Source organism: Paraburkholderia monticola (assembly GCF_001580545.1).
GTDB classification, from domain to species: Bacteria; Pseudomonadota; Gammaproteobacteria; order Burkholderiales; family Burkholderiaceae; genus Paraburkholderia; species Paraburkholderia monticola.
Genome location: NZ_LRBG01000002.1, coordinates 165,614 through 192,323, shown reverse-complemented (window position 1 = coordinate 192,323; position 26,710 = coordinate 165,614). Strand labels below are relative to the sequence as shown.

Here is a 26,710-nt window from a genome sequence, read left to right as displayed (position 1 = left end):
GACCGGTGCAAGGCGGGGCCGCACCGCGTAAGATCATTACAATTTTGATGCGATAACGGACGCGCCCTCCGCGTCGTCCGACACAGGCAATCCGGGAGACATTTATGACCGTTGGCATCGACGCCCAACAGCCGCTGTGGTTTTACGATTTCGTCTCGCCGTTCACCTACCTGTTGCTCGAGCAACACGACAAATGGCCCGGCTTCGACTTCGCGTTCACGCCGGTCGTGCTGAACGATCTGTATCGCCACTGGGGCCAGCGCTCCGCGTACAGCGTGCCGTCCAAGCGCACCTTCATGTACCGGCACGCGCTGTTTCGCGCGGAACAATTGGGCATTCCGTACAAAATGCCGCCCGCCCATCCCTTCGATTCGATGAAGCCGCTGCTGCTCGCGACCGCCGCGAACGGCGACGTGCAGTTCGTGCGCGAGATTTTCCGCTTCATCTGGCGCGAGGGACGCGACCCGTCGAGCGACGAGGCGTTCGCCGAGCTATGCGAGCGCGTCGGCAAACCGGACGGCCCCGAGTTGATCAAGAGCGAAGCCGTGACAGCGCAATTGCAACGCAATACCGCCGCCGCGATCGAGCTCGGCGTCTATGGCGTGCCGACGTTTCGTCTGAACGATCAGCTGTTCTGGGGCGAGGACGCGCTGCCGATGGTGCTGTATTGCGCACGCACGCCGAACTGGCTCGAATCGCGCGAGGTGAAGCGGATCAGTTCGCTGCCGTGGGGACTGGCGGACAAGCCGGCATAACCTGGCGCCGCCGCCGGGCCGCGCGTTGATCGCGGCTTCGTCCCAAACCATGCACGCCGGCAGGCGCCGCCGCTGATGCCGGCCATACCGCGCCCGCTATGCCGCCGAAGCGCAAACGGGCCTAAGGTTATAACCTTTTGGACCCCACGCGCGCGCCGCGCGGCGAGCTGATCGGCTGCGCCCGCGCCACCACGCTTCGATCATGGACGACACCGCCGCCTCACTCGATATCTGGCTCGTGCGCGTGCTGCGCACGCTGCTCGTCGAGCGCAGCGTCACGCAGACCGCGTTGCGACTGAACCAGACTCAGCCCGCGATCAGCACCGCGCTGCGCAAGCTGCGCGAAACGCTCGGCGACCCGATCCTCGTGCGCGGCAAGGCGGGCATGGTGCCGACCGAATACGGCGAGTCGCTGCTCGCGGCCGCGCAGCGCGTGCTGCGCGATGTCGATTTCGTCGCGACGCCGCACGGCGATTTCGATCCGGGCCGCTCGCGCCGCACGTTTCGCGTCGCCGCGCCCGACTATCTGAACGACTTCTTCATGCCGACCTTGATCGCGCGGTTTCGCGAGGCGGCGCCGCATGCGCGGCTCGAGATCGAATCGCTGGGGCCGCTGCTCGATCATTCGGCCGCGCTCGACGCCGGCGAGCTCGATCTCGTGATCGGCAATTGGCCAAAGCCCGATCCGCGCTTCGAGCGCAGCGACCTGTTCGCCGATACCGTCGTGTGCATGATGCGCGCGGACCATCCGCTGACACGCGAGCCGCTCACGCGCGAAGCCTATCTGGCCGCGCCGCATCTCGCGCCGACGCCTTACAGCGGGGCGCGCGGCGGCGCGATCGATACCGGCTTCGCACGAGCGAAGGCGAGCCGGCGCATCGTCGCGACGCTGCCCTACTTCGGGCTCGTCGCGCAGACGCTGCTGCAATCGGATCTGATCTTCACGACGACGCGCCGCTTCGCGATGCACTACGCGAGCATGTTGCCGCTCGCGGTCGTCGACGTTCCGATCGCGTTTCCGCGCATCCGCTGCTATCAGATGTGGCATCCGCAGCCGGATCGGCCGAGCGATATCGGCTGGCTGAGGACCTTGATGGCCGAGGTATCGGATGAGCTGGTCGCGCGCAGGACGCCGCGTGCGAAGCGCTCGCAGCGGGGGCAACAGCAGGGGCAAGCACCGCTGCGCCGCGACGGCAAAAAAGAGGGGGCCGGCGCGTAAGCCCCGTCCCCCTCGAACGCTCGCCCAAACCCGTTGCGCATGCGGCCTAAGCCGTGAGCGGCTCCGTCGCGCGCACGGAACTGCTCGCCTGCCCCGACGCGTGCGGCGCCGCCGTCCGGCTTTGGCGCGTCCTCAAGCGCAGCAACTGCGCGCACACCGCGATCGCGATCGCCGCGGGCGCCTTATCGACGATGCCCTCGACGCCGATCGGACAGGTCATCTCCTCGAGCCGCTCCAGTTCCACGCCGCGCGCGAGCAGACGCCGCTCGAACTTCACGCGCTTCGTCTTCGAGCCGATCATGCCGAAGTAGCTGAAATCGCGCCGTCGCATGATGCGCTCGGCGAGTGAAAAATCGAGCGCATGGTTGTGCGTCATGACCAGAAACCATGCGCCGGGGGGCGCCGCGTCGACGATCGCGTCGGGCGTGTCGGTCGCCTCGACCTGCACGTTGGGCGGCGTTTCGTCGGGGAACAGCTCGTCGCGTTCGTCGACCCACTGGACCACGCATGGCAGGCTGCCGAGCAACTGCACGAGCGCATGGCCCACGTGTCCCGCGCCGAACAGCACGATATGCATCGGCGCCGGCCGCGCTGCAAGGTCTTCCGACGCGGTGCCGCGCCGGCCGATCCGAACCGGCGCGCCACCGTTGATGACGCTCGCGCCGCTGGGAAAATTAGTCAGGCATCCTTCCATGTTGCGCTCCTACTCGATCGCTCGTCGTTACGCTTGCCGCGCGGCCGCGGTCGCGGCCCGCACCGCGCCGACCGCCTTCAGGATTTCCTCGCTGGTCGCGGGCGCATTGAGCGGCGGATTGACCTTGTGGCCGCCGACCGCCGACACCGCGTCGCGCACCGCGAAAAACACCGAGAACGGCAGCAGCAGCGGCGGCTCGCCGGTCGCCTTCGAGCGATGAATGCTGTCTTCCACGTTACGATTCTTGAAAAGCCTGACGTCGAAGACCGGCGGCACGTCGTTGACGGTCGGGATCTTGTACGTCGAAGGTGCGTGCGTCATCAGCTTGCCGCCCGCGTTCCACCACAGCTCCTCGGTGGTGAGCCAGCCCATGCCCTGAATGAAAGCGCCTTCCACCTGACCGACGTCGAGCGCCGGGTTCAGCGATGCGCCCACGTCGTGCAGCGCATCGGCGCGCAGCACGCGCATTTCTCCAGTCAGCGTGTCGATCACGACTTCCGACACCGCCGCGCCGTACGAGTAGTAATAGAACGGCCGCCCCTGCAGCTTCGACTGATCCCAGTAGAGCTTCGGCGTCGCGTAGAAACCGTCGGACCACAGCTGGATGCGCGCGAGATAAGCCTTCGCGACCACTTCCTCGAACGGCACGACCACCTCGCCGACCACCACGCGGTCGTGCGCGAAGCGCACGTCCCGCGCGTTTACGCTGCCCGCGCCGAAGCGCTCGGCCGCGAACGCGGCGAGCCGCTCGCGCAGTTGGCGCGCGGCATCCTGCGCGGCTTTGCCGTTCAGATCGGAGCCGGTCGATGCGGCCGTCGCCGACGTGTTGGCGACCTTGCTGGTATCGGTCGCGGTCACGCGAATGCGGTTGAACCCGACGCCGAGTTCATGCGCGACGACCTGCGCGACCTTCGTGTTCAGCCCCTGACCCATTTCGGTGCCGCCGTGGTTCACGAGCACCGAGCCGTCGGTGTAGATATGCACGAGCGCGCCGGCCTGGTTGAAGTGCGTGACGTTGAACGCGATGCCGAACTTCACCGGCGTGAGTGCGAGGCCCTTCTTGAGGATCTCGTTGTTCGCGTTGAACTCGTCGATCTCCTTGCGGCGCGCGCGATAGTCGCTGGTCGCTTCGAGTTCGTCGATCAGTTCGTGAATCACGTTGTCTTCGACGATCTGGCCGTAGGGCGTCTGGTTGCGCTCGGTCTTGCCGTACAGGTTGCGGCGGCGCACGTCGAGCGAATCCAGGCCGCACGAGCGCGCGACGTTGTCGATGATGTACTCGATCGCGAACGCGCCCTGCGGGCCGCCGAAGCCGCGAAACGCGGTGTTCGACTGCGTGTTGGTCTTGCCGCAGAAGCCGTCGATCGACACGTCGGAGAGCCAGTATGCGTTGTCGAAGTGGCACAGCGCGCGGGTCATCACCGGGCCCGACAGGTCGGCGGAAAAGCCGCAGCGCGAGGTCATGTCGACCGCGACGCCTTCGATCACGCCCGCTTCGTCGTAGCCCACTTCGTACGTGTAGTGAAAATCGTGGCGCTTGCCGGTCACCATCATGTCGTCGTCGCGATCCGGGCGCAGCTTGACCGGGCACAGCAGCTTCCAGGCGGCGAGCGACGCGCAGCAGGCGAACAAGGCCGACTGCGATTCCTTGCCGCCGAAACCGCCGCCCATGCGCCGGCATTCGATCAGCACGTTGTGCGAGGCAACGCCGAGCGTGTGCGCAACGAGATGCTGCATTTCGGTCGGATGCTGGGTCGAGCAGTAGACGTGCATGCCGTCGTCGTCCTTCGGCACCGCGTACGAGATCTGCCCTTCCAGGTAGAACTGCTCCTGGCCGCCAAGCAGCATCTCGCCGGCCTCGCGATGCGTGGCGCGGGCGATCTTCGTGCCGGCGTCGCCGCGCGCGAGCTTCATCGGCGGCAACACGGACTGGTTCGCGGCGCGCGCCTGCTGCGCGGTCAGCACCGCCGGCAGTTCTTCGTAGACCACCTCGGCGCGCCGCGCGCCGCGCCGCGCCGCTTCGTGCGACGTCGCGACCACAATGAACATCGGCTGGCCGACGTATTGCACGAGGCCATCGGCGAGGATCGGATCGTCGCCATGAATGATCGGGCCGACGTCGTTGACGCCGGGGATGTCGTCGGCGGTGAAGACCGCGACGACGCCGGGCGTCGCGCGCACCTTGTCGAGCGCGATCGACACGATCTTCGCGTGCGCCTTCTGCGACAAGCCCAGCGCCGCGTGCAGCGTGCCGGCCAGCTCGGGGATGTCGTCGGTGTAGGTCGCGCGGCCGCTCACGTGCAGATGCGCGGACTCGTGCGGACGCGACACGTGGACCTGGGTGAAAGCGTCGAGATCCTGAAGCTCTTTCAGGAACGGTTCGGCTTGCTGGTTCATTGTTGTGTTCTCCGTATCCTTCGGGGACGCGCGGCGCTTACGCGCACGCGCCGGCCGGCGCGACCGCGCGCACGTCGAGGGCGCTCTTCGCGAGCGGCTGATGCGTGCGCGTTTCGAGCCAGAAGCGGTACAGCGTGTTCTTCGCCGCTTCGAGGCGGTAGTCGCTGGTCGCGCGCATGTCGCTGAGCGGCGCATAGTCGTTGCCGAGCGCGAGCATCGCGGCCTGCGCGGTTGCCTCGTACCATTCGGCATCGCGCAGCACGGCTTCGGCGTTGAGCGCGCGCTTCGGCGTCGCGGCCATGCCGCCGAACGCGATGCGCGGCTCGCGGATCAGGTCACCGTCGGCGATGAACGAGAACGCCGCGCAGACGGCCGAGATATCCGAATCGAAGCGCTTCGACAGCTTGTAGGTGCGAAAGCGCAGGTTCGCGCGCGCGCCGACGCGGGTGGGCACCTTCAGGCCGACGACGAACTCGTGCTCGGCCATGTCCTTCTTCTGATACGCGAGGTACAGGTCTTCGAGCGGCATCTCGCGCTCGATGTCGCCGCCGCGCACGATCACGCGCGCGCCGAGCGCGATCAGCCCCGGCATCGAATCGCCGATCGGCGAGCCGTTCGCGATGTTGCCGCCGAGCGTGCCGGCGTTGCGGATCGGCAGCGACGCGAAGCGCTGCCACATTTCGGTCAGCTCCGGATACTGCTTCGCGATCTCGGCATAGGCCCTTTCGACGCTGATGCCCGCGCCGATCTCGATCCAGTCATCGTTGGTTTCGAGTTTTTGCAGCTCGGCGATCTGGCCGACGTAGACGAGATTGCCGAGTTCGCGCATCTGCTTGGTGACCCACAGGCCGATATCGGTGCTGCCCGCGAGAATCCGCGCGGCCGGTTCTGCTTCCTTGATCTGCGCGAGCGCCGCGACCGTGCGCGGCGCGGCGAAACGCTGGCCCGCGTGCTCGTAGTGGAAGGTGTCGCGGCGCTCGAGCGTGGCGAGCGTGTCGGCGAGCGTCTTCACGTTGACCGGCGCTTGCGGCGCGGGTGCTTCGAACATGCGCTCGGCCGCATCGATGATCGGCCGGTAGCCGGTGCAGCGGCACAGGTTGCCGGTCAGCGCATTGCCGATCGCCTCACGCGACGGCACCGTGCGGTTCGCGCAGCGATGCTCGTGGCCGTGCTTCTCATACAGCGCCCACATCGACATGACGAAGCCCGGCGTGCAGAAGCCGCACTGCGAGCCGTGGCAGTCGACCATCGCCTGCTGCACCGGATGCAGCGAGCCGTCCGGCTGGCGCAGGTCTTCGACCGTGAAGAGCGCGCGGCCGTCGAGCGTCGGCATGAACTGGATGCAGGCGTTGACCGCCTTGAAGTCGACGCCGCCCGCCGCGTTGCGCTCGCCGATCACGACGGTGCAGGCGCCGCAGTCGCCCTCGGCGCAGCCTTCCTTGGTGCCGGTGCAATGCGCGTCCTCGCGCAGATACTGCAGCACCGTGCGGGTGACCGGGGCGTCCTGGATTTCGCGGATCGCGTTGCGGTGATAGAAGCGAATCGGCTCAGTCATGTCTCGTAGCTCTCGTCTGATCTGGGTTCGCGCGGAACTGCCGCGTCGATGGTTTGAAAGCTATCACCGTCAATAAACACAACCCATAGCGCGAATCGCATGGGGGACATACTGGTCGCGCGATATCGAGATGGATTTGCGTGCGGCGGCGCTTATGTTCGTTTTGAATTTTTGCCGCTTTTTTAATGTTTTTGCAGTTTATTGGCCATATCCGATTCTGGCATGACGGGCTGGCCAGCCAAAAAATCGCGCACTATCGTTCGTAAAACGGACCTTTATCGCATCACATCCCGCCATTTGTTCGACCCATTTATTAAGCACGCCCTGCAAGGGAATCGGTTCCATGGGAGAATCACGGCTTCCTGCCGATTTCAAGTCTCGTTTTCCCGATGTCCACCGACTCCGCGTCCGCCCGCAGCGAATTTGCGACGACCCTGCAGATCATTCCGGTCGTCTTTTTCACCTTTCTTTGCTACCTCACGATCGGTATTCCGCTCGCGGTGCTGCCAGGTTACGTGCACAACGACCTCGGCTACAGCGCGGTGCTGGCCGGCGCGGCGATCAGCGTGCAGTACCTCGCGACGCTCGCGTCACGGCCGCTCGCGGGCCGCTCTGCCGATACGCTCGGGCCGAAACGCACGGTGTCGATCGGTCTGCTCGGCTGCGGCGCGAGCGGCGTGCTATTGCTGCTCGCGGCGCTGACCGGTCACTGGCCGGTGCTGAGCCTCGCACTGCTCGTGTGCAGCCGGCTCGTGCTCGGCTTCGGCGAAAGTCTGTGCGGCACCGGCGCGATCCTGTGGGGCATCGGCCGGGTCGGCACGTCCAACAACGCGCGGGTGATTTCGTGGAACGGCATCGCGACCTACGGCGCACTGGCGATCGGCGCGCCGCTCGGCGTGGCGATCTCGCACTCGATCGGCTTTACCGCGCTCGGCATTCTGGTGATCGCGCTCGCGGGGCTCGGCTACTACCTCGCGCGTCTGATCGCGCCGGTGCCGGTCGTGCACGGCGAGCGGATGTCGTACCGCAGCGTATTTACGCGCGTGCTGCCGCACGGCATGGGTCTCGCGCTCGGCTCGGCCGGCTTCGGCTCGATCGCGACCTTCATCACGCTGTTCTATGCGGCGAAGCACTGGCCGAATGCGGCGCTGTCGCTGACGGTGTTCGGCACGCTGTTCATCGGCGCGCGCCTGCTGTTCGCGAACACGATCAAGACCTATGGCGGCTTTCGCGTCGCGATCGCCTCGTTTTCGTTCGAATGCGCGGGTCTGCTGATGCTGTGGCTCGCGCCCGAGCCGCACATCGCGCTGGCCGGTGCCGCGCTGACCGGGTTCGGCTTCGCCCTGGTATTCCCGGCGCTCGGCGTCGAGGCGGTCGGGCTCGTGCCGCCGGCGAGCCGCGGCGCGGCGTTGTCCGCGTATTCGGTGTTTCTCGATCTGTCGCTCGGCATTACCGGGCCGTTGGCGGGCTATATCGCCGGCGAGTTCGGTTATGGCTCGGTGTTCCTGTTTGCCGCGATCGCGGCAGCCGCGGCGGTCGTGCTGTCGACCGTGCTGTATCTGCGCAACGCGAAAGTGACCAATCTGTCCACCGCGCAGTGAGCGCGTGGCGCTGAATTTGCGTCGCTGAATTTGCGTCGCTGAAACAAGAAGGCCGCGACGCGCGAGGTTATCACCACGCGTGTCACGGCCCGTCACTCCCGCCGTCCCTCGGGCGCGGCTATTCCCGCTCCGCCGCCATCTCCTGCTTGACCATCGCCTGCGAGCGCACCGCGATCTGTCCGTGATTGATCCGGCTCGCCACGTTGTACACGCCGATCAGCATGAACAACTCGGTCGCGGCCACCGAGCACGCGGTGCCGACGCCGCCCCAGAAGTAAATGCTGATCGGTGCCTGCACCAGATGGAACAACGCGCCGTAGATATAGATCCGCTTGAGCAACGACTGATTGCCCGAGGCGATGACCGTCAGCATCACCTGAGTCGTCGTCATGCCGACGATCGCCGGCACGAACACGAGAATGCGCAGAATGCGGAACGTCTCGCCGAACGCCTCGCCGAGAAAACGTCGGACGAACCACTCGCCGAGCACCGTAAAGCCGACCAGAATCAGCACCGCCGACGCCGCGAACACGAGCATGAAGCCGCGGTTCACCTTGTGGATATAGGTGAAGTCGTTGCGTTCGTACGCAACGCAGATCTTCGGAAAGAACGCCTGGATGGCCGGCGCCGTGCACGCGCGTAGCGCGTTGGTCAGCCGCTCGGCCGCGACGTAATAGCCGACCGCGCCCGGGCCGCTGATCATGCGCAACATGATCACGTTCGCGTACATGTACACGGAGGTGAGCGCGGAGCCGAGAAAGATGTGATACGCCTCCCTCGCCTCGGCCATCACGTCGGCCCAGCCGACCCGCACGCTGAACAGAATCTCGCGCTTCCAGATCAGCACGCCCATCAGGATCACACCGCACACGAAGGTCGGCGCATATTGCAGCGCGGCCGCGAGCATCACGTCGTCGTGGCTCTTGACCAGCAGGAACAGCGGAATCAGCAGACCCACGCGCGTCGCGAGCAGCGTGCCCGCGAGCACGGGCAGACGCTGCGTGCCTTCGTAGAAGCAGCCGGGCGTCAACACGCCGCCCCAGATCACGAGCGAACCCAGCAGCGTCGCGCCGCGCTCCTGCGGCGACATATGCCCGGCGAACGCCCAGACGACCAGCACCAGCGAGCACAGCAACGCGAGGATCGCGCGACCGATCGTGGTCGACCAGTAGATGCGGTTCACCACCTCGGGCTGATCGATGTATACGGCCACCTTGCGCGCGCTGGACAGGCCGAAGCCGAAATCCACGACGACGAGAAGAATCTGCGAAATCGACTGCGCGTAACCGATCACGCCCAACCCGGCCGGCCCCAGTACGTGCGACAGATACGGCAACGTAACGAGCGGCAGCACGTAGTTCAGTGCGTACACCGAATACAGCGCGATGATGACGTTTCTCGTCGACACAGTCGTCCTGATTGCAGTAGGCGATTAAGAACTTAACTCGAAAAAACCGAATACGACACGAAAGAAGGCTCCGTCAGCGCGATATCGATCCTGTTGTAGCGATCGTCCTCGCTATTTGCGCTCAGCACCGCGCTCTTTACCGCATTGCCGATCAGATTGCTGACGACCGTCTTGTAGTTGGCGTCGGTTGCGTCGGTTGCGAACAGGATTTCGGCCAGCAAAGCATGGCCGCGCGTGGCCACGCGCAACACCACGCGGCCGGACGTCGAGCGCAATACGTTGACCGTGATGCGGGTCGTCTCGGGCGACACGTCCTGGTCGCCGCAATGCAGCGCCGCCGCGATGCCGCCGCGCTCGTAGCCGACGCCGAGATTCAGCGCATGCGCGAGGCTCGCGTCCTTGCCGCCCGCAATCGCGCCACCGCCCGGATATGCCTTGGCGTAACCGACGATCGAATCGCCCGCGCGATCGCCGAAATTGCCCTGGATCGTGATGCCGTTCAGCGGCGTGCTGCCCGACGCGGTCGTACTCCCATACACGAACTGCGGGCCATCGCAGCCGCCGTTCTCGTCGTCCTGACCGGGACGGTAGCGATTGCCGACGATCGTCGCGGCCTGCTGGTAATCGACCTGGATGTGGCAACTCTGGCCGGGCGGCACGTCCAGGTACGACGGATGCCCGCGCGCCGAGAACTTCCAGCGGCCGAGCTTGCCGTCGCCGCCGCACCCGTTGCGCGAGAAGTAATTGCCGTTCACCACCTTGCCCCAGTTGCCGCTCTTCATATAGACGCCAGCAAAGCCGTTGCGATCGAACACCGCGCCGACGATCAGCGACTCCGCCCCGAGAATCACGCCGTGACGCGCGTTCCATTCCCAGCGTCCGCCGATCACCTGCCAGAAGTTATCGACGATATCCGCGCCGGCCGTGTGGCAGAACATGCCGATGCAATTGATCAGCGAGCCGTCGGTATGTTCGGTTGCGTAGAAGCCGCGCTCGCACATGTACGCATAGCAGCGCTCGAGCGTCGACGTCACGCCGAGCTCGTAGCCCGCGCGCGAAAAACCGATCGCCGTGCAACGACTCGCACCGGCGGAGGTGCCGAAGTGAATGCCGATCGCCGTATTGCCGCTATGGGCCGGATAGTTGGCGAGGTAGTAGATGACCTTGTCGTAATGCGCCGGGCGCACCTGCACATGCTCGACGAACGCCGAGTCGCCGAGTGTCAGCGCCGCCGACGTCGGGCCGCCCGGGTCCTGTCTCTCCAGCACGGTTGCACCCATCGAGATATCGGTGATCACGACGTATTCGCCGCCACCGTCGCCGCGCAGTCTCGAGCCGTTCGCGGTGGTGAGGTCGCCGGTGTAACGCCAGATGCCGCGCGGCAGATACAGCCCGCGCGCGCCGCTCGTGAACGCCTCCCTGAGTTCGACGCCGCAATCGTAGCCGGACGCGCCGCGCTGGATCGCCGCCAGCTTGCGCGGGTCCACGAAACGCGCGACGCTGACCTCCAGTCCCGCGACGATGTCGCTGAGCGTCTTCAGATAACTCGGCGCGGACGGTTCAGAAGAGGCACGTTCAGGCACGGTCGCGGCGACGCGCAGGATGCCGCCCGCGCCGCCGCCCCCGCCATCCGCCGTACCCGCGATCGCATCGTGCTCGCGCAACGCCCGCCCCGCCGCGCGCGCGACGCCAAGATCGGCTGTGCTTGCGCTTGCCCCGGCCAGGCCGCCGAGCAGGAACGTCTTGAGCGCCTGTCGCCGGGTCTTCATCTATTCCGCCCCCATTGCATGACTCCGTTCTTTTTTCGCGTCGACATGTCGATGCGCGTCACTCCACCGTGATGCTTCGCGGCGGCTCGGCGGATGCCGAACGTGTGCTGAGCGTCACGGGCACCGGCAGCGGCCGCGCTTTCGCGCCGCGCATCAAGCCCTGCACGCCAGGCGGCCTGAACAGCGGCACGTGATACTTGCGGCTGAAACGCCACAAGCTGTTCATATGACGGCGTCCCGCCTTGCTCAGAAAGCCCGCGGCCGACGCGCGCTGATGCTCGTGCGTGAGTCGCGCACCCGGCACGCACAGCACGCGGTAGCCCGCCTGCCAGATACGCGCGCAAAAATCGACGTCTTCCATATAGAGGAAGAAGTGCTCGTCCATGCCGCCGAGTTCGCCGAACAACGCGCGCCGCACGATAAACCCAGTGCCCAGCACCCAGTCGGCTTCGAACGGCGTGCCCGCGCCCCAGGCCTCGCGCATCAGGTGGTTGTCGATGCGGCGCTTGAACGCCTGCAGGCGTCCGAGCGGCGAGCGCCGGCCGAGTATGTCGAGCAGCGAATAAAAGCGCCGCGCGGAAAACTGCCGCTCGCCATCCGGATAGACCAGATCGAGACCGACCAGGCCGACATCCTTCTCCATGTCGAACAACGTCAACGCGCTTTCGAGCGATGCGTCGACGAAATAGGTGTCCGGGTTCAACACGAGCACGAGCTCGCGCAGACATCCGACCATGCCGAAATTGACGCCTGCCCCGAAACCGCGATTGATCGACGTCCTGACAAGTCTGACGCCCGGCGGAAGCGTTTCCCTCAGATAGGAAAACGAATTATCGGGGGAAGCGTTATCCACGACGACGATGTCCTCCTTATCCGCAATCGAAAGTTCAAGCACGGAACGCACGCAATTTCCGACCAGTTTTGGCGTGTTGTAGTTGACGATCACCACGCTAAACGTTCCCTTCAGGTTCATCCCCACCTCCTGCTTTACATCAGGTGTTCGTGGAATACCCCCAAACACGGCTTTCATGTTTTTTCCCCTTGCTTCGCGCTCTTCGCGCGAACTACCGACACCCACTACCCACTACTCGTCTGCGCGAGGCAAACGATCCGGCACGCACTGCCTTGCGTTCGCTACGCGCTGTCTCGACGCGGTCCGTCGACGTAATCGAACACGGGCAGTGTCATCAGGATGAAGACAAACGGAATCACTTCGATCGATTGATAGAAGGACGTTTGAAATAAGGCGGCCCAAATACAAAGCGAAATGCGGCTTTCTTTGCTTGCGAGTTTCGTCACCGAAATCAGCACGCCGAAATAGAAGATCGCGCCCATCAGGCCGATGTTCAGGATCTGCTGCAGCACGCTCGACTCGACGATGCCGAATTCCTGTTTCACCGGGTCGGGTGCCGAGTTCGTGACGAGCCCGAAATACGTGCCGGTGATCAGGTTGGCCGGCACCGCGAGCGACTTGGCCTTCTCCCATGCCTCGGTGCGGCCGTCGTTGCCGTCGGACTCCAGATCGGTTGCGCCCATCATCCGTTCGGTGCCGACGTTGACGACACTGTCGTTCTGACTGCTTATCGCGACCCCGAAGATCATCAGCGCCATCGTGGCAAACACGGTGACGATGATCAGCTTCGCGTTTCTCGTGATGAACTGGATCGGCCCTTGCAGGAACGCGAGCCCAAACGTGCCGAGAATGATCAGCATGCCGCTGCGCGACAGCGCCGAGAAAATCGCGAAGCTGAGCACCGCGCACGCGAGGCCCGACAACACGTTCTTGCGCACCAGATAATCGACGCCGCACAGTGACGCGGCAATCGCGACGAACAGCGGGTAGTGCAGATAGCTGCCGGTCAGCGCCGGCGCGCGCAGATTGTCGAAGCCGTAGGTCGAGCCAGGCAGATCGAGCGGGAAGACGTTCTGCTGCTGCGCGAGCGCGACACCCGCTTCGATCAGCGCGAACAGCACCAGCCCCACATACGCGACGCGCGGCCGCACGAAGCGCTTCTGGTAGTTCGAGATCGTGTAGAAATAGATGAACAGCGTGAAGATGAAGACGAACAGATAGGCGAGCCCGAGCTGATCGGTGACCGCGAGCGTCGCGACGACCGACAGCCCGACCGAGAACACCATGCCCACCAGCAGACCGAACGACAAGCGTCCTTCCTCGCGGAAGTAAGCGGCAATCGCCGTCGGCGAGATGTACCACACGAGCAGCCCGACGATGCCGCCGACCTGGATCAGATAGGCGGCGTCCTTGCCGATCAGGTACTCGAGCACGCCGCGTGACGCGCACAGCACGACGGCGAGCAGGTAGGCGATGGTTGCGATCATGGCATCACGCCTGATACGCCACGGGGGCGTTCACGTTGACCGGATCGCCGCGGTACATCCGCTCGATCACCGCCGGGAACTCGTCGATCTCGCAGATGTTGAGCAAGGTGCCGTCGTGCTCGACACCCTCCGCGCCGAGCGGCGTCGACACGACCGGCAGCTTCGCTGCGAGCATTTCGAGCGTCTTCAGCTTGACGCCGGCGCCCGAGAGCAGCGGCACCACGCCGATATCGGCGGACTCGAAGTACTTGCCGGGATTTTCGACGAAGCCGGTCACGCAGATATCGTCGCTATTCAGGCGCTTCACGCGCTCGCTCGGATCGGAGCCGACCACGAACAGCTTCAGTTGAAGACCGCGGCGGCGCAGCGGCAGAAAGATCGAGTCGACGAAATTGAGCAGCGCCTCTTCGTTCTCGCGGCGTTGCATCGCCCCCCAGAACAGGATGTTGCCTTTCTCGATCGTGTCTTTGGAGCGCCGCACGTCCTTCAGAAAGCCCGGCAGCGGAATCGGCACGACCTGCACCGCGCCGATCCCTGGGTAGAGGCCGCTGATCAGGTGTCCGTCTTTGTTCGACAGCACGCGCACCGTGTCGGCGAGCTTCAGCAGGCGCTGCTCGAGCGCGAAAGTCTGGCGCGCGAACAGCCAGCCCTCGAGGCTTTTGATCCGCAGCACGACCTGGATCTGCACGTCGTGCACGCCCATCACGATCTTCACGCCGTCGTGGAAGCGGCGGCGCAGATCCAGCGCATACGCAAAGCATTGCGAAAACTCGAGCTGAACCGTGTCGTAACGGTTCTTCTCGATGAGCTCGCAAATGAACCTGCCGATCGCGGAGGTATAGCGCGAGAACAGGCGCGGCGAAAACGTCAGCGGATTGGCGATGAACGACGGGATCATGTCGAAGCGGCTCACGTACTTGATGTAGACGTTGCGAACGTTCGCGCGAAACTCGATGTTTTTTTCGTCGACCGGCGTGCGCGACAGGATCAGCACGTCGAGCTCCGACTCGGCGCCCAGTTTGGTCAGGAAGTCGTAGGCCAGACGGTGGCCAGCTTGCGGCGCGTTTTTCTGGGGCAGAAAAGGCGTGACAAATAGCTGTTTCATCCGAGTTGTCCCTTGCCTGTACGGCATGCGCTCGACTAGCGCCGCCGTAAAATTCCTTTGCATCGGCATGTTGCTTTTCTTCTAATCGGTCCATTTCGCGCTACGCCCCGCGCCGCGGGCGCGTAGCGGGCACCCGGGTCTAGCGGTCGTACGGTTTGTAGATGTAGGCCGCGTAGCGATAGCGTCCGTAGCCGTAGCTATAGCGTCCCGGACGCATCTTCAGTCCATTCATGATCACGCCGCGCACCGGCAGGCCGACTTTCTGCATCTGCCGGACCGACTCGCGCAGCTCGCCGATGCCCGTGGTGCCCTGACGCGCGACGAAGAACGTCGTACCGGCCACGCAGGCGAGCCGCACCGCGTCGGAGGCGAGCAGCACCGGCGGACCGTCGAGCAGCACGACGTCGTAGCCGGTCGCGACCTGGCGCAGGATCGAATCGAGCCGTGTGTTCGACAACACGTCGCTTGGGCTCGCCACCTGGCGGCCGCTCGCGATGAAATCGACGCCCTGGAAGCGGGTCGGGCGAATCAGCTCCTCGGGGCGGTACGAGCCCTGGATCAGATCGGACAGGCCCGGGCCGCGTTCGCCGCCGAGATGGCGATGCAGGAAGCCGCGGCGCAGGTCGCCGTCGACCAGCAGCACGCGCTTGCCGGTCGCGCCGATCACCGCGGCGAGATTCAGCGACACGAACGACTTGCCGATGCCCGGCGTCGGGCCCGTGATCAGCACGATATGGTTGCGCGCCTTGGTCATCGTGAATTCGAGCGCGGTGCGAAAGCCGCGCAGACTTTCGATGGCCGGGTCGATCACCGCTTCGCCGGCGAGCACGAGCGCCTTCGCATCCGAACGGCGGCGGCTTTGCGCGAAGCGCTCTTCCTGACGGCTGAACGGCACGCTCGCATAGACCGGCAAACCGGTGCGCAGCTCGACTTCGTACGGATCGTCGATCGCGTCGAACAGACGCTGACGCACGAGCGAGATCACCACGCCGACGAACACGCCCAGCATCATCGCCGCGGTGATGATCAGGAGCGGCTTGGGCCGCACCGGCTTATCGGGTGCGACGGCGGCATCGAGAATGCGCACGTTGCCGGCCTTGCCCGCCTTGATCAGCTTCAGTTGTTCGAGCGTATTGCGCAAAGACGTGTCGAGCTCGGTGCCGACCTGCACGTCGCGCTGCAGGCGCAGCACGTTCTGCTCGAGCGGCGGCAGCGCCTGAGTGCGGTTCGCGAGATCTCTCGCTTCCTGGCGCGCGGCATTCAACTGCGCATTGACCGATTGCACGGCCGGATGCTGGTCGGTGAAGCGCGACAGCAATTCATTGCGCTTCTGTTCGAGTTCGGCGAGGCGCGTCTGCGCCTGAACCGACAGTTGCAGCAGGTTAGTCGCTTCCTCGCCGAGATCGACGGTGCCGTGCTTCGCGCGGAAGTCGTTGAAGCGCGTTTCAGACGTGGAAAGCTGCTGATGCAGTTCCGGAAGCTGCAGTTCGAGGAAGCGGATCGAACGCTCGGCTTCCTCGGACTTGCGCTTCACGTTCTGGCTGACATACTCGCCCGCGATGGTCGCGAGAATCGAGCTGATCTTCTTCGGATCGCTGCCTTCGAGCGAGACGCCGAGAATGTCGGATTCCTTGCCTTTTTCGGAGATCGTCAGATCTTTGCGGAGCTTTTCGGTCGTCGACAGCGCGGCTTCGCGGCGCAGCTCGAAGGTCGCGCCCGGCTTCGCCTCGATGCGGTCGACGAGCAGCGTGAGCGGCCCGTAGTTGGTCGTCGCGTTCAGCGGCTGGCCGACCGTGCCGTCGAGCTTCAGCTTGCCGTACTGCAGTTCGTAGTTCGATCCCTCGCCCATCCTCAGCACGAACGGCCGGTCGAACAGCTCTTCGGGCAGATCGAATTTCGACACCTCGATACGCTCGCTGCCGTACACATAGCCGTGCGGTCCGGGCGTCGACAGACTATCGGAATGACGCGCGAGCCAGCTGCCGAATATCGGGTAGTAGCGCGGCGTCGCCTGGATGTCCAGGTTGAGCTTATCGACCGCTGGCCCCACCACCATGCGCGAGCCGATCACTTGCGCCTCGCCGGAGGTCGCGGTCTTCACGTCGAACATCGCCGACACGTCCCCGATCACGCTCTTGGACGAGGTACCTGCGTTCTCCTCGACCTGCACGAGAATGTCCGCGCGATAGACGGGTTGGGAGAAAACCGAATAGCCGATCCCCAGTGCGACCGCGATGGCCGTCGTGATGGAAATCAGCTTGCGGTTGTCATACAGCGCATCCAGATAATTCGCGAAGCCTGCCGGCGGATGTTCGCTGTTGTTGTTCCGGCTATCGAATGGTGCACTGCTTTGGTTCATGCGAGTTCTCCCAAAGTCTCGACGGTTTGCCACTTATTCTCGGCGCCGGGACCAGCACGCCGCCGCATCCAGTCACGCCTGTATCCATCGAGCTGACCGGCTCGATCGGACGGAGCTAGCCGATTTACGCCACATCGGCTACCTTTGTGTGTAACAGCGCCTATGCGAGGTCTGCTCTTTTCCCTACCATCGCATCACACGCTTTCTTACGGAGACCAAAATGAAAAAGCTTCTTGCCGCCGTATTTCCGGTATTACTGACTGCCCAGGCGGCCTACGCTCAGAGCACCGTGTCCGCCGCCTCCTCCGCTTCCGCTTATACGCCGAGCTATGTCGCCAAGCGTTCGCAACTCGAGGCGATGACGCCTCATGCCGCCAGTTCCGCTACGCTCTACGGCTCCCCGTCGGACTTCGCCTACGCGAGGAAGCAACGCTACATCGCGCCCAACGTGTACACCGAAACGAAAAACAGTCTCCCGAAGCAGAAACGTTCAAGCGTCACGCTGCCTGGCCGCGCGAAGAACTCGGGGGACCCTTACAGCAACGATTTGTGGAATTCAGAACAGACCTACGCGTCTCCCGAGACCTCCGATCCGTACGGCGCGCGCTGAGTCGATAGCGCATCGCCGTCTGGACCCCCCGTATCGCCGATGTGGCCGCTTGCGGCCACATTCCTGTTTGGTTGAACTTGACTGCCAGGCCCGGTAGCGATATTCCCCGATGAGCCGCGTTTCGTCCGCCTTCTTCCACGCAAACGTCCACGCTCTGCACATGCCTTTGTTCTGATAAGTCTGGCGTTTCGCCGGCATTTATACCGATCAGTGCCAGATCAGCGCCGTCTGCGCGGCCTGTTTTACTGCGTCAAGCTGCGCGCCTCAGCGCTCGATAAAACGCCTTTCCTTGGCGATCATAATATTCAGAGAGCCCGTCTTTACAACGTTCGGCAGCGCACACAAAAGCCGATAGCCAGAGAATTGCTTCAGACAAATCACGCAATAAAAATGCGCATTTTTAAATGACGATAACGGCGCGGATATACACGCCGTTTGCCACAATCGATGCCGATTATTTTCATCGCGCCGGACGCGGATTATCCGCATAGCGCGCGCGCCGGCGCGAGGGCGCGGAGGCCGTCGGACGCTCGCCGATGTGCATGATTTCGGCGAGACGCCGCGCGTAGTGCTCGGGAAGATATTCCTCGACGTTGTACTGCCGGTGTTCATCCGCCAGATGAATGGCCAGCTCGCCGAGCGCTCGTTTCAGACTGTCCGGGTCGAACTTGAACTTGACCTTGTTGCCGACCGATTCCGCGGTGCTCGCCATGGCCCCGCCGTCGCGAATCAGTACCGGCAGACCGAGCATCGCCCCCTCGATCACGACGAGCGGCGCGTTCTCCGCGCCCACCGACGGCACCACGACCGCATCGGCGAACTCGCGCATCGCGGGAAACAGCTGCTGCTGCGGCATGGTGCCGAACAGGATCAGCTTGCGCTCGGCAATCAGCGAGGCGTAGCGTCGCTCGATCGTCTCCCGATCCGGTCCATCGCCGTACACGCCGATGCAATTGATGCGCTCGAAGCCCGTCGCCTCGCAGATCTGCAGGAATTGCAGCAGGCCTTTTTCGGGCGAGATCCGTCCGACGAACGCGAGGTTGAAGCGCTCCTTGTCGCGCACCGTGACGGGCGGCATCGAGACCGGCACCGCCGACGGATTGTGCACGATGACCGTGTTCTGAATGTCGACGCGATGCAGCGCTTCCTCCATGAACGGGCCCGGGCACAAGATCTTGTCGAACACTTGGGCCGGCTGATAGGCCGCGCGCACCGCATGCCACCACGCCTTGGTCATCATGTCGTGCATGAAGCCCTTCGGCGTCGGGCGCAGCATGAAGGCCGCGCGCGTGCGCAGCATGTCGAGCGGCAGAATGATCGGATGTTTGTCCTTGTCGAAGTACTGCAGCGACGGGTTGTAGTAGACGAGGTGGTAGTCGTGGCAGGTGTGGTACGCGAGGTAACCGAGGCGGCGCTGGTGCCGCGCGATCACGGCCAGGATCGAAGGCGACAGCACGTTGTGGTAGTTGTGCACCATCAGCCGATGCGGCCGGAAGCGGTACAGCGCCTTTTCGAGCGCGCGCGCGGCGATCAGGTTCCAGGAGCGCGACAGCATGGTCGAGCGCGCGGAAAACTGGCTATTGTCGAAACGCTCGACCTCGACGCCGGGCAGCGTGCCCAACAGCTCGGCCGATTGTTGATAGACCACTTCCGCGCCGCCCATATGCGGGTAGTCGTTGATCACCAGGACTCTGCAGCGCTGCATGGTCTCCTCCTGTCAAATGCTCTTGTGCCGTCACGCGAACAACGCGGACGGCCTGGCCCGGAGCGATGGCTTCGTCCGGGCGTTCCCCAGGGTTCTTCAAAACTGCGGAAATTTGCCGTGCCAGCCACCGCCCTCGCGCAGATAGCGCAGAAACAGCGCAATGCCGCTCAGCTGCGCGGCGAAGCGCAGCGTCGACGCGGCATCGTCGATGATGATCGTGCGCAGCCGGTACGGATCGGTGTGCTGATCGTTCCAGCCGAGGTCGCAGGTGCGCGCGGTTTTGAAGCCCGCCGCGCGCACGAACGCCACTTCGCGTTCGCCGTAGTTGCCGTTCGGATAGGCGAAGTGCTCGCAAGGCTGTTGCAACAGCTGCGCGATCTCGTGGCGGCTGTCGGTGATCTCCGCCTTGCTTTCCGCGTCGCTGCAATGCGTGAGGATCGGATGGAAACGCGTATGCGCCTGAAAGTCGATGTGCTCGCGCATCGCCTGCATCTGTTCGATCGACAGGCCGGTCGGCCGGTCGTCGCCGTCCTGCTGGTAGCCTTGTGCCGCCAGCGCGGCGAGGCGCTCCTCGTTGGTCATGCGCTTCAGACTTTCGTGGCCGACGCGTAGCGAGCCCGGATGCAGCCACCAGTGGCTGCGCGACCGTCCGACGATGCGGCTGCACAGAAAGATCGTGGGGCGCACCTGGTGCTTGATGAACACCGGCAGCAGCTTCGCGTTGCCGGCGTGGCCGTCGTCGAGCGTGATCGCGACGCGGGGCCGGCCGCGGCCGGGCGCGCTGACGTCGGTCAACGGCACGAACTCGCACAGCTTGCCGAGATAGGTCAGATGACGGTCGAGCGTGTCCGGATCGGGATCGTGATAAAGCAGCACGGCGACCCGGTCGCGCCATAGCAGCTTGCGCGTGGTCCATGCTAGCCCCGACATCACGACGAAGCCCGCCAGCATCTCTTTCGCGAGGGCTTTGTAGCGCTTCATCCGGCGCCCGTGGTAGGTCTCGGACAGGCGCGCGCGCATGCCCACTGCGGGAGTCTTATTCACCTGTGCGCTCCGGGATGGGTGCGTGAGCGACCGGCCACGCGCGTTCGCGCGCACCGGCCTTGAACGAACCGACGATGTGCCGCGCCACGCTCGGCGACGCGTGCTTGGTGCCGTAGACGAAACGCATCACGGGCCCGAAGCTATGCGCGGACGCGGGTCCGATCACATACAGGCCGCGCACGCGGGTTTCGTAGTTCGACGTGAGTTCGGGCATGCCGCCCTGATTCGAAATCGCGTCCGCCAGATCGGCCGACAGGAACGCGTGCTGTCGCATGTCGGTTTTGAAACCGGTCGCGGCGATCACGTGATCGGCGCTCACCCGCGCTTCTTTACCGTTGGTCAGCACGTTCAGCACGACCCGGTCGTTTTCGATCGCCGCGGAGCGCAACTCGGTGCGATGCGAGAGCTGCACCTTGCCGACCACGCGATCATGCAGCCACCATGCGCCGGACGCGCCATACGTGTGCTCCATGATCTGCTTGCGCCGCTTCGGGTCGAGCATATGGAACACGCCGGGATACTCGGACAGGAACAGCGAGCGCCAGCCGCGTCCCAGGCCCGCCTCGGGGTGCTTCATGCGCGACAGGATGTTGCGCCCGCCCTCCGGCCGCTCGTGCCACACCACGCTGCTCTCGCGCATCAGCACGTGCGCGCGCGCGCCGAGCTCGTTGAGCAGCGCGGACAGCCCGAGCGCCGACTGCCCGCCGCCGACGATCGCAATGTCCTTGCCGCGCGCCCACTCGAGGTTGCCGTACAGCTCCGAATGCGACGCAAAGCCCGCCGGCAACCGTTGCAGCGCCGGCGGCGTTTGCGCGAAGCCTTTCAGGCCCAGCGCGATCACGACCCGGCGCGCGGCAAGGGTGCGGCCGTCGCTCAGCGACAACTGGAACTGATCGTCGACGCGACGCAACGCGAGCACGTCGACTGGTTGAATCTCGCCGACCAGATTTGCCTGAAACCACAGCGCGTAGTCGACGAACGTTTCGAGCGGCAGCGCCATACCGAGTGGCCGATACGGCAGCCCTTTCAGGCGACAGTAGTCTTCGACGGTAAAGCCGGCGCGCGGCGCATGCAGGCTCGACGCGAAGGCCTCGGAGCGCAGCAGCATGCCAGGCGGCATGAAGTTGCGCCACGCGCCCATCGGTTCGCCGAGAATCTGATGATCCACGCCGGCGGCCTTCAGGTGCGCGGCAAGAGACGACCCGTAGGGCCCCGCGCCAATGATTATCGTATCGGTGAAAGACATGGATGGTCTCCAGGCGGAAAGGGCGTTGATTGCCGCGCGTCAGGCTTTGGCCTGACGCGATTCGGGCGCCCTGATCGCTTTTTTCCAACTGCGCTTCATCCGTCGCAGCGGGTTCATCACGACATAGTGTTGTAACGCCGGCAGCGGATCGCTCCAGCGGAAAAAGCCGTCGAATATCTTGGTGCGCTCGCTCAGCAATTCGGGCGGCGGGCGATCGGAAAACGTCGCGCGCCAGGCGACGGGCACGCGGCTCGGACGCTCGGCGGGCGGCGGCAGGCCGAGCTCATGACGGTACGCGGCAAGCGGAATGTTGACGCCGCACAGCGTCGCGATTTCCTCCTGCCAGTCCGTGCGGCCGACCGTCGGCTCGACCATCACGAACTCGTGGTAGTTGTCGTCCCACTTGTACTCGATGCTGCCCATGCCGTCGAAACCGGCCTGCTCGGCGAAGCGCCGCGTCAGCGGTTCGAGCACGCCGCTCGCTTCGGGCGCGGCCACGCAGATCGCGGTATTGCCGATGCCCGGCGGCGAGCTCAACACCTTACGGCCGGTGAACATGCTGACCATCTGGCCCTCGGCGCCGCGATAGAACAACGTGAAGTGGATGTTGCTGTCGGGCCCTTCGATCCACTCCTGCGCGATGATGCCGCCCGGCGTCGCGAGCATGGCGATCGCGTGATCGCGTGCGTGCTGCAGCGTGTCGACGCGCACCACGCGTTCTTTTTCGCCATGCAACACGTAGCGCTTGTCGTCCGGTTTCAGCACGCACGGGTAGCGCAATTCGGACAGCCGTTCGATGTCGGTGAGATTGTCGAGCACGACCGAGCGCGGCACCGGAAAACCATGCCGTTGCGCGAATTCGTGAAAGCGCGTCTTGCTCGACAACAACTTGACGGTGTCGTCGACCGGCAGGCGGAAACGATACCAGTGCGACAGCGCCACGCGATTCTCCGACACCGCATGCACCGCGTCTTCGTCGGTCAGAATCAGAACCGGCGGACGATCGAACCGTTTGCCGAGTTCGATCAATTCATCGACAAACATTTTCCCAACGAAACTCTTCACCTGATGTGGGTGAACGTGTCGGCACCATGTGGCCGCCCGGGTCCTTGTATCGATCGCAACAATCGGAATGCGGGCCCGCGCGAGCGAGCGCGCCACCCCGAGTCCGTTTAACTCCGCTCCAACAATCACCCCTGCCGATTGGCCTGAAACGTATGCGCTCGCCATAATGTCGATTTCCTTGCTTCGTACGTGCCTGAACCCTCGAAGACATGCCTCGAGACTTCACACAATCGAACTAACGAATCGGATAGAAATCCGTTTTGTCGCCTCGCGGGGGCGCTTTGGCGTTAAATTCTCGGTCCGGCGGAAATCATGCATGAGCGCGGCAGGCGCGCCCAGGCACGCGCCGTGTGTCAAATCATGGACTTTCGATTTACCGCAGCTTGAGCATTGCGCTGCTCTTGCCGTGACCTACTTTACGTTTCCGCCTGGCGCGGATAAGTGCGCCGGCGCACAAAGAACAGTAGAAAGTAAGAAGACAAGAAAAACCCTTCCGAAAGGCGGAGAGCCTTATTCCGTAAGGGTTTTGGGACTTGGCCATTGTTATGTAAAAACGTTGCGAAGCATTAACTTTATACTTCGCGATAATGGCAAGAAAAGACTTTCTAACCAGACGATAAAGTGCAGGATCGTGCAAAAAATACACGCTGCGAATGCTATCCGCAGCGCATCGATAAATAGATTATTTACCCTCGGACAAGCCGCGCTCGAGCGCGGCGACACCCGCCGGCAGATCGACCTTGACGCCGAGATCGACCATCGTGCGGCCGAGCGCGTGCACGGTGCGAAACAGGTTGTGCTCGCGGCACTGCTCGCCCATCTGGCCGATACGCACTATCGGCAACCCGAACGAGCCGGAAATCTCCACCTGATGCTGGCGCGAGATATGCGCGCAGACGTCGGCGGGACTCAGGCCGTCCGGCACTTCGATGCCGACCACCGAGTTCAGGCGGCAATTCTCCGGCGCGTACAGCTGCAGGCCCATCGCGGTGACACCCTGCTGCAACGCCAGCGAGCATTTCAGGTGGCGCGCGAAGCGCTTCTCCAGCGTCTCCGCACAGACGAGCCGCAGCGCCTCGTGCAGCGCGAGCACGCCCGACACCGGCGCCGTGTAGTGGTAACCGGCGTTGTGCCAGAAGTTCTCCGCCAGCGACGCATCGAGACACCAGTGCGTATTGGGCGCCGTGCGGTTTTTGACGCGCGCCCACGCCGCGTCTGAAAACGCGATCAGCGACACGCCCGGAATCGACGACAGGCCCTTCTGGCCGCCGGTAATCACCGCGTCGATACCCCAGTTGTCCATTTCTAGCGGCATCGTGCTCAGCGTGCAAACGGCGTCGACGATCACGAGCGCGCCCGCTTCCTTCGCGAGCGCGGCGATGTCTTTCAGATGATGATTCCAGACGGTGTTCGACGTCTCGCCCTGCACCACCGTGACGACCTCGGGACGCTCGCGGCGCAGCGCCTCGGCGACCTGATCGAGACTCGCGACCGTGCGGTCCGCGACTTCGAGCACGCTCACGCGCGCACCGACGCGCCGGCCCATTTCGCCCATGCGGTCGCTGAAGAAGCCGTTCTTGATGCACAGCATGCGCGTGCCTTCCCACGCGAGATTGGAGATCGCCATCTCCATCGCGCCCGATCCCGGTCCCGCGACGCCGAGCACCCACTTCGACTGGGTCTGGAACACATAGCGCGCCATCGTCTTCACCTGGTTCACCACCTTCGCCATCGTGCCGCCCAGGTGATTGATCACGATCGCATTGGCCTTCGCGACCGCGGCGGGAATCGGCACGGGGCCGGCGCCCATCATCAGCAGCGGTTCTTCGGGAAGGATGGCGTCGAGCGATTCGACAACCGGACAGGGGACGGACGAAGCAACGGTAGTGGTGGTTGAAGTTGGAGATGAGGTCGGCATGGTCGGTGTGTGAATTTGAAGCGCAAAGGAACGAACGGCCTCGCGGCAGGCACGCCGCTCGAGGCCGTTCGTCCGATCATTCACCGAACCGCGCGATTGCGCAAGTTTTTTGGCCAGGCTAGCCAGCCGCGAGGTGCACGGGACACCCGCGGCCGCCCGTCACTTCATGACCTTGGTCTTGTCGAGCTTGCTACCGGTCGCCGCGTTATAGCGCTCGACATAGTCCTCGATCAGCTTGCGCATCGCGCGACCGATCTTGCGATAGTCCGACTCGTTCAGATTGGCGAGCGACACGCGCCCCGACGGATGCTGGGTGCCGAAACCGCGCCCCGGCAGCAGCACCACGCGCGCCTCGCGCGCGAGCCTGAACAGCAGCTCGGAGGGCTCGGTGTTCTTCAGCAGCCAGTCGACGAACTCGCGCCCGAACGCTCTTTCGCCGAGGAACTCGATGTCGACGATCGTGTAGTAGTCGACCTGGTTCGGGTCGTCGTCTTCGAACGCGATGCCGATCTCTTCGTACAGCGCCTGCTTGCGCTTGCGGATCAGGCGCTTCAGCGCATTCTTGTACGCGTCGGGCGTGTCCATCAGCGAGAACAGCGAGAACAGCACCATCTGCACCTGCTGCGGCGTCGACAGCCCGGCCGTGTGATTCAGCGCGACGGTGCGGCTGTCGGCCACGAGCCGGTCGATGAACTTCAGCTTGTCGGGCTCGGTCGTGATCGACTCGTAACGATGGTGCAACTCCTTCTTGACGTCGGCCGGCAAGTCGCCGATCAGCTTGTCGAGCACGTTGTCGCGATGCGTCGCCACCGCGCCGAGACGCCAGCCGGTCGCGCCGAAATACTTCGAGTACGAGTAGACGAGGATCGTGTTCTTCGGCGCGAGCGCGAACAGCGAGACGAAGTTGTCGGCGAACGTGCCGTAAACGTCGTCGGTCAGCAGGATCAGATCGGGACGCTCCTTGACGATGTCGGCGATGTGCTCGAGGCTCGCGTCGTCGATCTTCACCGACGGCGGGTTGCTCGGATTCACGAGGAAGAACGCCTTCACCTTCGGATCGCGCAGCTTGTCGAGTTCCTTTTTCGAGTACTGCCAGTTGTTCGCGACATCGGCGTTGATATGCACGACCTTCAGCTTATAGTCGTTCAGCTCCGGGATCTCGATGTAGGGCGTAAAGATCGGCATGCCGAGCGCGATCGTGTCGCCCGCGTTGATCAGATGATTCTCGCGCATCGTGTTGAAAATGTAGGTCATCGCCGCGGTGCCGCCTTCGACCGCGTAGATGTCGAACTCGCCGACGAACGGATGCCTGCCGATCATCTCGCGGCGCAGATACTGGCCGACGATGATTTCGGAAAGCTTCAGCATCCGGTCGGGAACCGGATAGTTCGAGGCGAGAATGCCTTCGCACATTTCGTACAGAAAGTCGCTGCCGGACAGTCCGAGCTGATCGCGCACGTACGAGATGGCGCTCGCGAGAAAGGCGATGCCGGGCACGCCCTTGTTCTCGCGCAGGAACAGGTCGAACCGCTCGACCAGCCCTTCGCGCCGCGGAAAGCCGCCGACGCCTTCGGGCATATAGGCAAACGACCGCTCGGACTCACGCATCGCGAACAGACCGAGTTGCCAGAAGCCGTGGCGCGGAATCGTCGCGAGAAAGTTCGGGTTGCCGCGGCCGGCGTTCAGCATGGAGGCGTTGGCGGGCCGTTCGACCGCGCCGCCGCCGGCGGCCTTGATCAGTTCGTCCTTCAGTTCGAACGGGCTCAGCGCGGCAAGACCCGCGTCCACGTCCGAGCGTTTCTTGTCGCCCTTCTCTTTTGCCATGATGCGTTCTCCAGTGAAGAGGTGAAACACGCCGGCCTGGGCACGGGTCGCCCGATTGCGGCCGGCGAAAAGTGTCGATGAAAAATGTGCCGAGGA

The 26,710-nt window shown here is 64.1% G+C and carries 19 protein-coding genes; 4 read left to right on the top strand and 15 right to left on the bottom strand.

Features of this window, described 5'->3' with window-relative positions; all coding sequences use genetic code 11:
- The first annotated feature begins 104 nt into the window (after positions 1-104).
- Positions 105-755 (top strand): 2-hydroxychromene-2-carboxylate isomerase, encoded by a 651-nt coding sequence (locus tag CI15_RS02965; RefSeq protein WP_062124204.1) that lies wholly within the window; start codon positions 105-107, stop codon positions 753-755.
- 202 nt (positions 756-957) lie between these two features.
- Positions 958-1,974, top strand: coding sequence for a LysR substrate-binding domain-containing protein (locus tag CI15_RS02960; RefSeq protein WP_062124202.1), 1,017 nt, complete (start codon positions 958-960; stop codon positions 1,972-1,974).
- Positions 1,975-2,020: 46 nt separating this feature from the next.
- Here the strand turns inward: CI15_RS02960 and xdhC are convergent, their stop codons facing one another.
- Genes xdhC through xdhA form a run of 3 tightly spaced genes read right to left on the bottom strand, consistent with a single transcriptional unit; the run spans position 2,021 to position 6,620 of the window.
- Complete coding sequence (xdhC, locus tag CI15_RS02955) at positions 2,021-2,668, bottom strand: xanthine dehydrogenase accessory protein XdhC (protein WP_062124200.1); 648 nt, start codon at positions 2,666-2,668, stop codon at positions 2,021-2,023.
- A 27-nt stretch (positions 2,669-2,695) separates the two neighbouring features.
- The gene (gene xdhB / locus CI15_RS02950) at positions 2,696-5,065 is read right to left on the bottom strand and encodes a xanthine dehydrogenase molybdopterin binding subunit (protein WP_062124198.1); all 2,370 of its coding nucleotides are present in this window, start codon (positions 5,063-5,065) and stop codon (positions 2,696-2,698) included.
- Between the two features lie 37 nt (positions 5,066-5,102).
- A complete protein-coding gene (gene xdhA / locus CI15_RS02945) occupies positions 5,103-6,620 on the bottom strand; it encodes a xanthine dehydrogenase small subunit (protein ID WP_062124196.1) in 1,518 nt (505 codons plus the stop codon).
- A gap of 389 nt (positions 6,621-7,009) precedes the next feature.
- Here xdhA and CI15_RS02940 point away from each other — a divergent pair, with 389 nt between their 5' ends.
- Positions 7,010-8,221 (top strand): MFS transporter, encoded by a 1,212-nt coding sequence (locus CI15_RS02940; protein WP_062124194.1) that lies wholly within the window; start codon positions 7,010-7,012, stop codon positions 8,219-8,221.
- Between the two features lie 118 nt (positions 8,222-8,339).
- Here CI15_RS02940 and CI15_RS02935 read toward each other — a convergent pair whose 3' ends face one another.
- From CI15_RS02935 to CI15_RS02910, 6 genes are all read right to left on the bottom strand, one after another.
- Entirely contained in the window at positions 8,340-9,629 is a 1,290-nt protein-coding gene (locus CI15_RS02935; protein ID WP_062124192.1) for an oligosaccharide flippase family protein, read from the bottom strand.
- 32 nt (positions 9,630-9,661) lie between these two features.
- Positions 9,662-11,398: a hypothetical protein gene (locus CI15_RS02930; protein WP_062124190.1), complete on the bottom strand. Its 1,737-nt coding sequence runs from the start codon at positions 11,396-11,398 to the stop codon at positions 9,662-9,664.
- 58 nt (positions 11,399-11,456) lie between these two features.
- Positions 11,457-12,371: a glycosyltransferase family 2 protein gene (locus CI15_RS02925; protein WP_062124188.1), complete on the bottom strand. Its 915-nt coding sequence runs from the start codon at positions 12,369-12,371 to the stop codon at positions 11,457-11,459.
- Between the two features lie 161 nt (positions 12,372-12,532).
- Positions 12,533-13,738 (bottom strand): O-antigen ligase family protein, encoded by a 1,206-nt coding sequence (locus CI15_RS02920; RefSeq protein ID WP_062124186.1) that lies wholly within the window; start codon positions 13,736-13,738, stop codon positions 12,533-12,535.
- Positions 13,739-13,742: 4 nt separating this feature from the next.
- Positions 13,743-14,843, bottom strand: coding sequence for a glycosyltransferase (locus CI15_RS02915; RefSeq protein WP_062124184.1), 1,101 nt, complete (start codon positions 14,841-14,843; stop codon positions 13,743-13,745).
- A 139-nt stretch (positions 14,844-14,982) separates the two neighbouring features.
- Positions 14,983-17,202 (bottom strand): GNVR domain-containing protein, encoded by a 2,220-nt coding sequence (locus tag CI15_RS02910; RefSeq protein ID WP_062124182.1) that lies wholly within the window; start codon positions 17,200-17,202, stop codon positions 14,983-14,985.
- Positions 17,203-17,422: 220 nt separating this feature from the next.
- Here CI15_RS02910 and CI15_RS02905 point away from each other — a divergent pair, with 220 nt between their 5' ends.
- Complete coding sequence (locus tag CI15_RS02905; RefSeq protein WP_062124180.1) at positions 17,423-17,812, top strand: hypothetical protein; 390 nt, start codon at positions 17,423-17,425, stop codon at positions 17,810-17,812.
- Between the two features lie 460 nt (positions 17,813-18,272).
- Here CI15_RS02905 and CI15_RS02900 read toward each other — a convergent pair whose 3' ends face one another.
- The 6 genes from CI15_RS02900 to CI15_RS02875 all read right to left on the bottom strand — a co-directional run bounded on the left by CI15_RS02900 (position 18,273) and on the right by CI15_RS02875 (position 26,614).
- On the bottom strand, positions 18,273-19,517 hold the full coding sequence (locus CI15_RS02900; RefSeq protein ID WP_062124178.1) for a glycosyltransferase family 4 protein: 1,245 nt from the start codon (positions 19,515-19,517) through the stop codon (positions 18,273-18,275).
- Between the two features lie 96 nt (positions 19,518-19,613).
- Positions 19,614-20,498: a polysaccharide deacetylase family protein gene (locus CI15_RS02895; protein WP_062124310.1), complete on the bottom strand. Its 885-nt coding sequence runs from the start codon at positions 20,496-20,498 to the stop codon at positions 19,614-19,616.
- Between the two features lie 55 nt (positions 20,499-20,553).
- Positions 20,554-21,807 carry an FAD-dependent oxidoreductase gene (locus tag CI15_RS02890; RefSeq protein ID WP_062124175.1) on the bottom strand — a complete coding sequence of 418 codons (1,254 nt, stop codon included), beginning with the start codon at positions 21,805-21,807 and terminating at the stop codon, positions 20,554-20,556.
- A 39-nt stretch (positions 21,808-21,846) separates the two neighbouring features.
- Positions 21,847-23,037, bottom strand: coding sequence for a carboxylate--amine ligase (locus tag CI15_RS02885; RefSeq protein ID WP_174543192.1), 1,191 nt, complete (start codon positions 23,035-23,037; stop codon positions 21,847-21,849).
- A 517-nt stretch (positions 23,038-23,554) separates the two neighbouring features.
- A complete protein-coding gene (locus tag CI15_RS02880; RefSeq protein ID WP_062124308.1) occupies positions 23,555-24,790 on the bottom strand; it encodes a pyridoxal-phosphate-dependent aminotransferase family protein in 1,236 nt (411 codons plus the stop codon).
- Between the two features lie 159 nt (positions 24,791-24,949).
- The gene (locus tag CI15_RS02875) at positions 24,950-26,614 is read right to left on the bottom strand and encodes a bifunctional aspartate transaminase/aspartate 4-decarboxylase (protein WP_062124173.1); all 1,665 of its coding nucleotides are present in this window, start codon (positions 26,612-26,614) and stop codon (positions 24,950-24,952) included.
- Between the last annotated feature and the right edge of the window lie 96 nt (positions 26,615-26,710).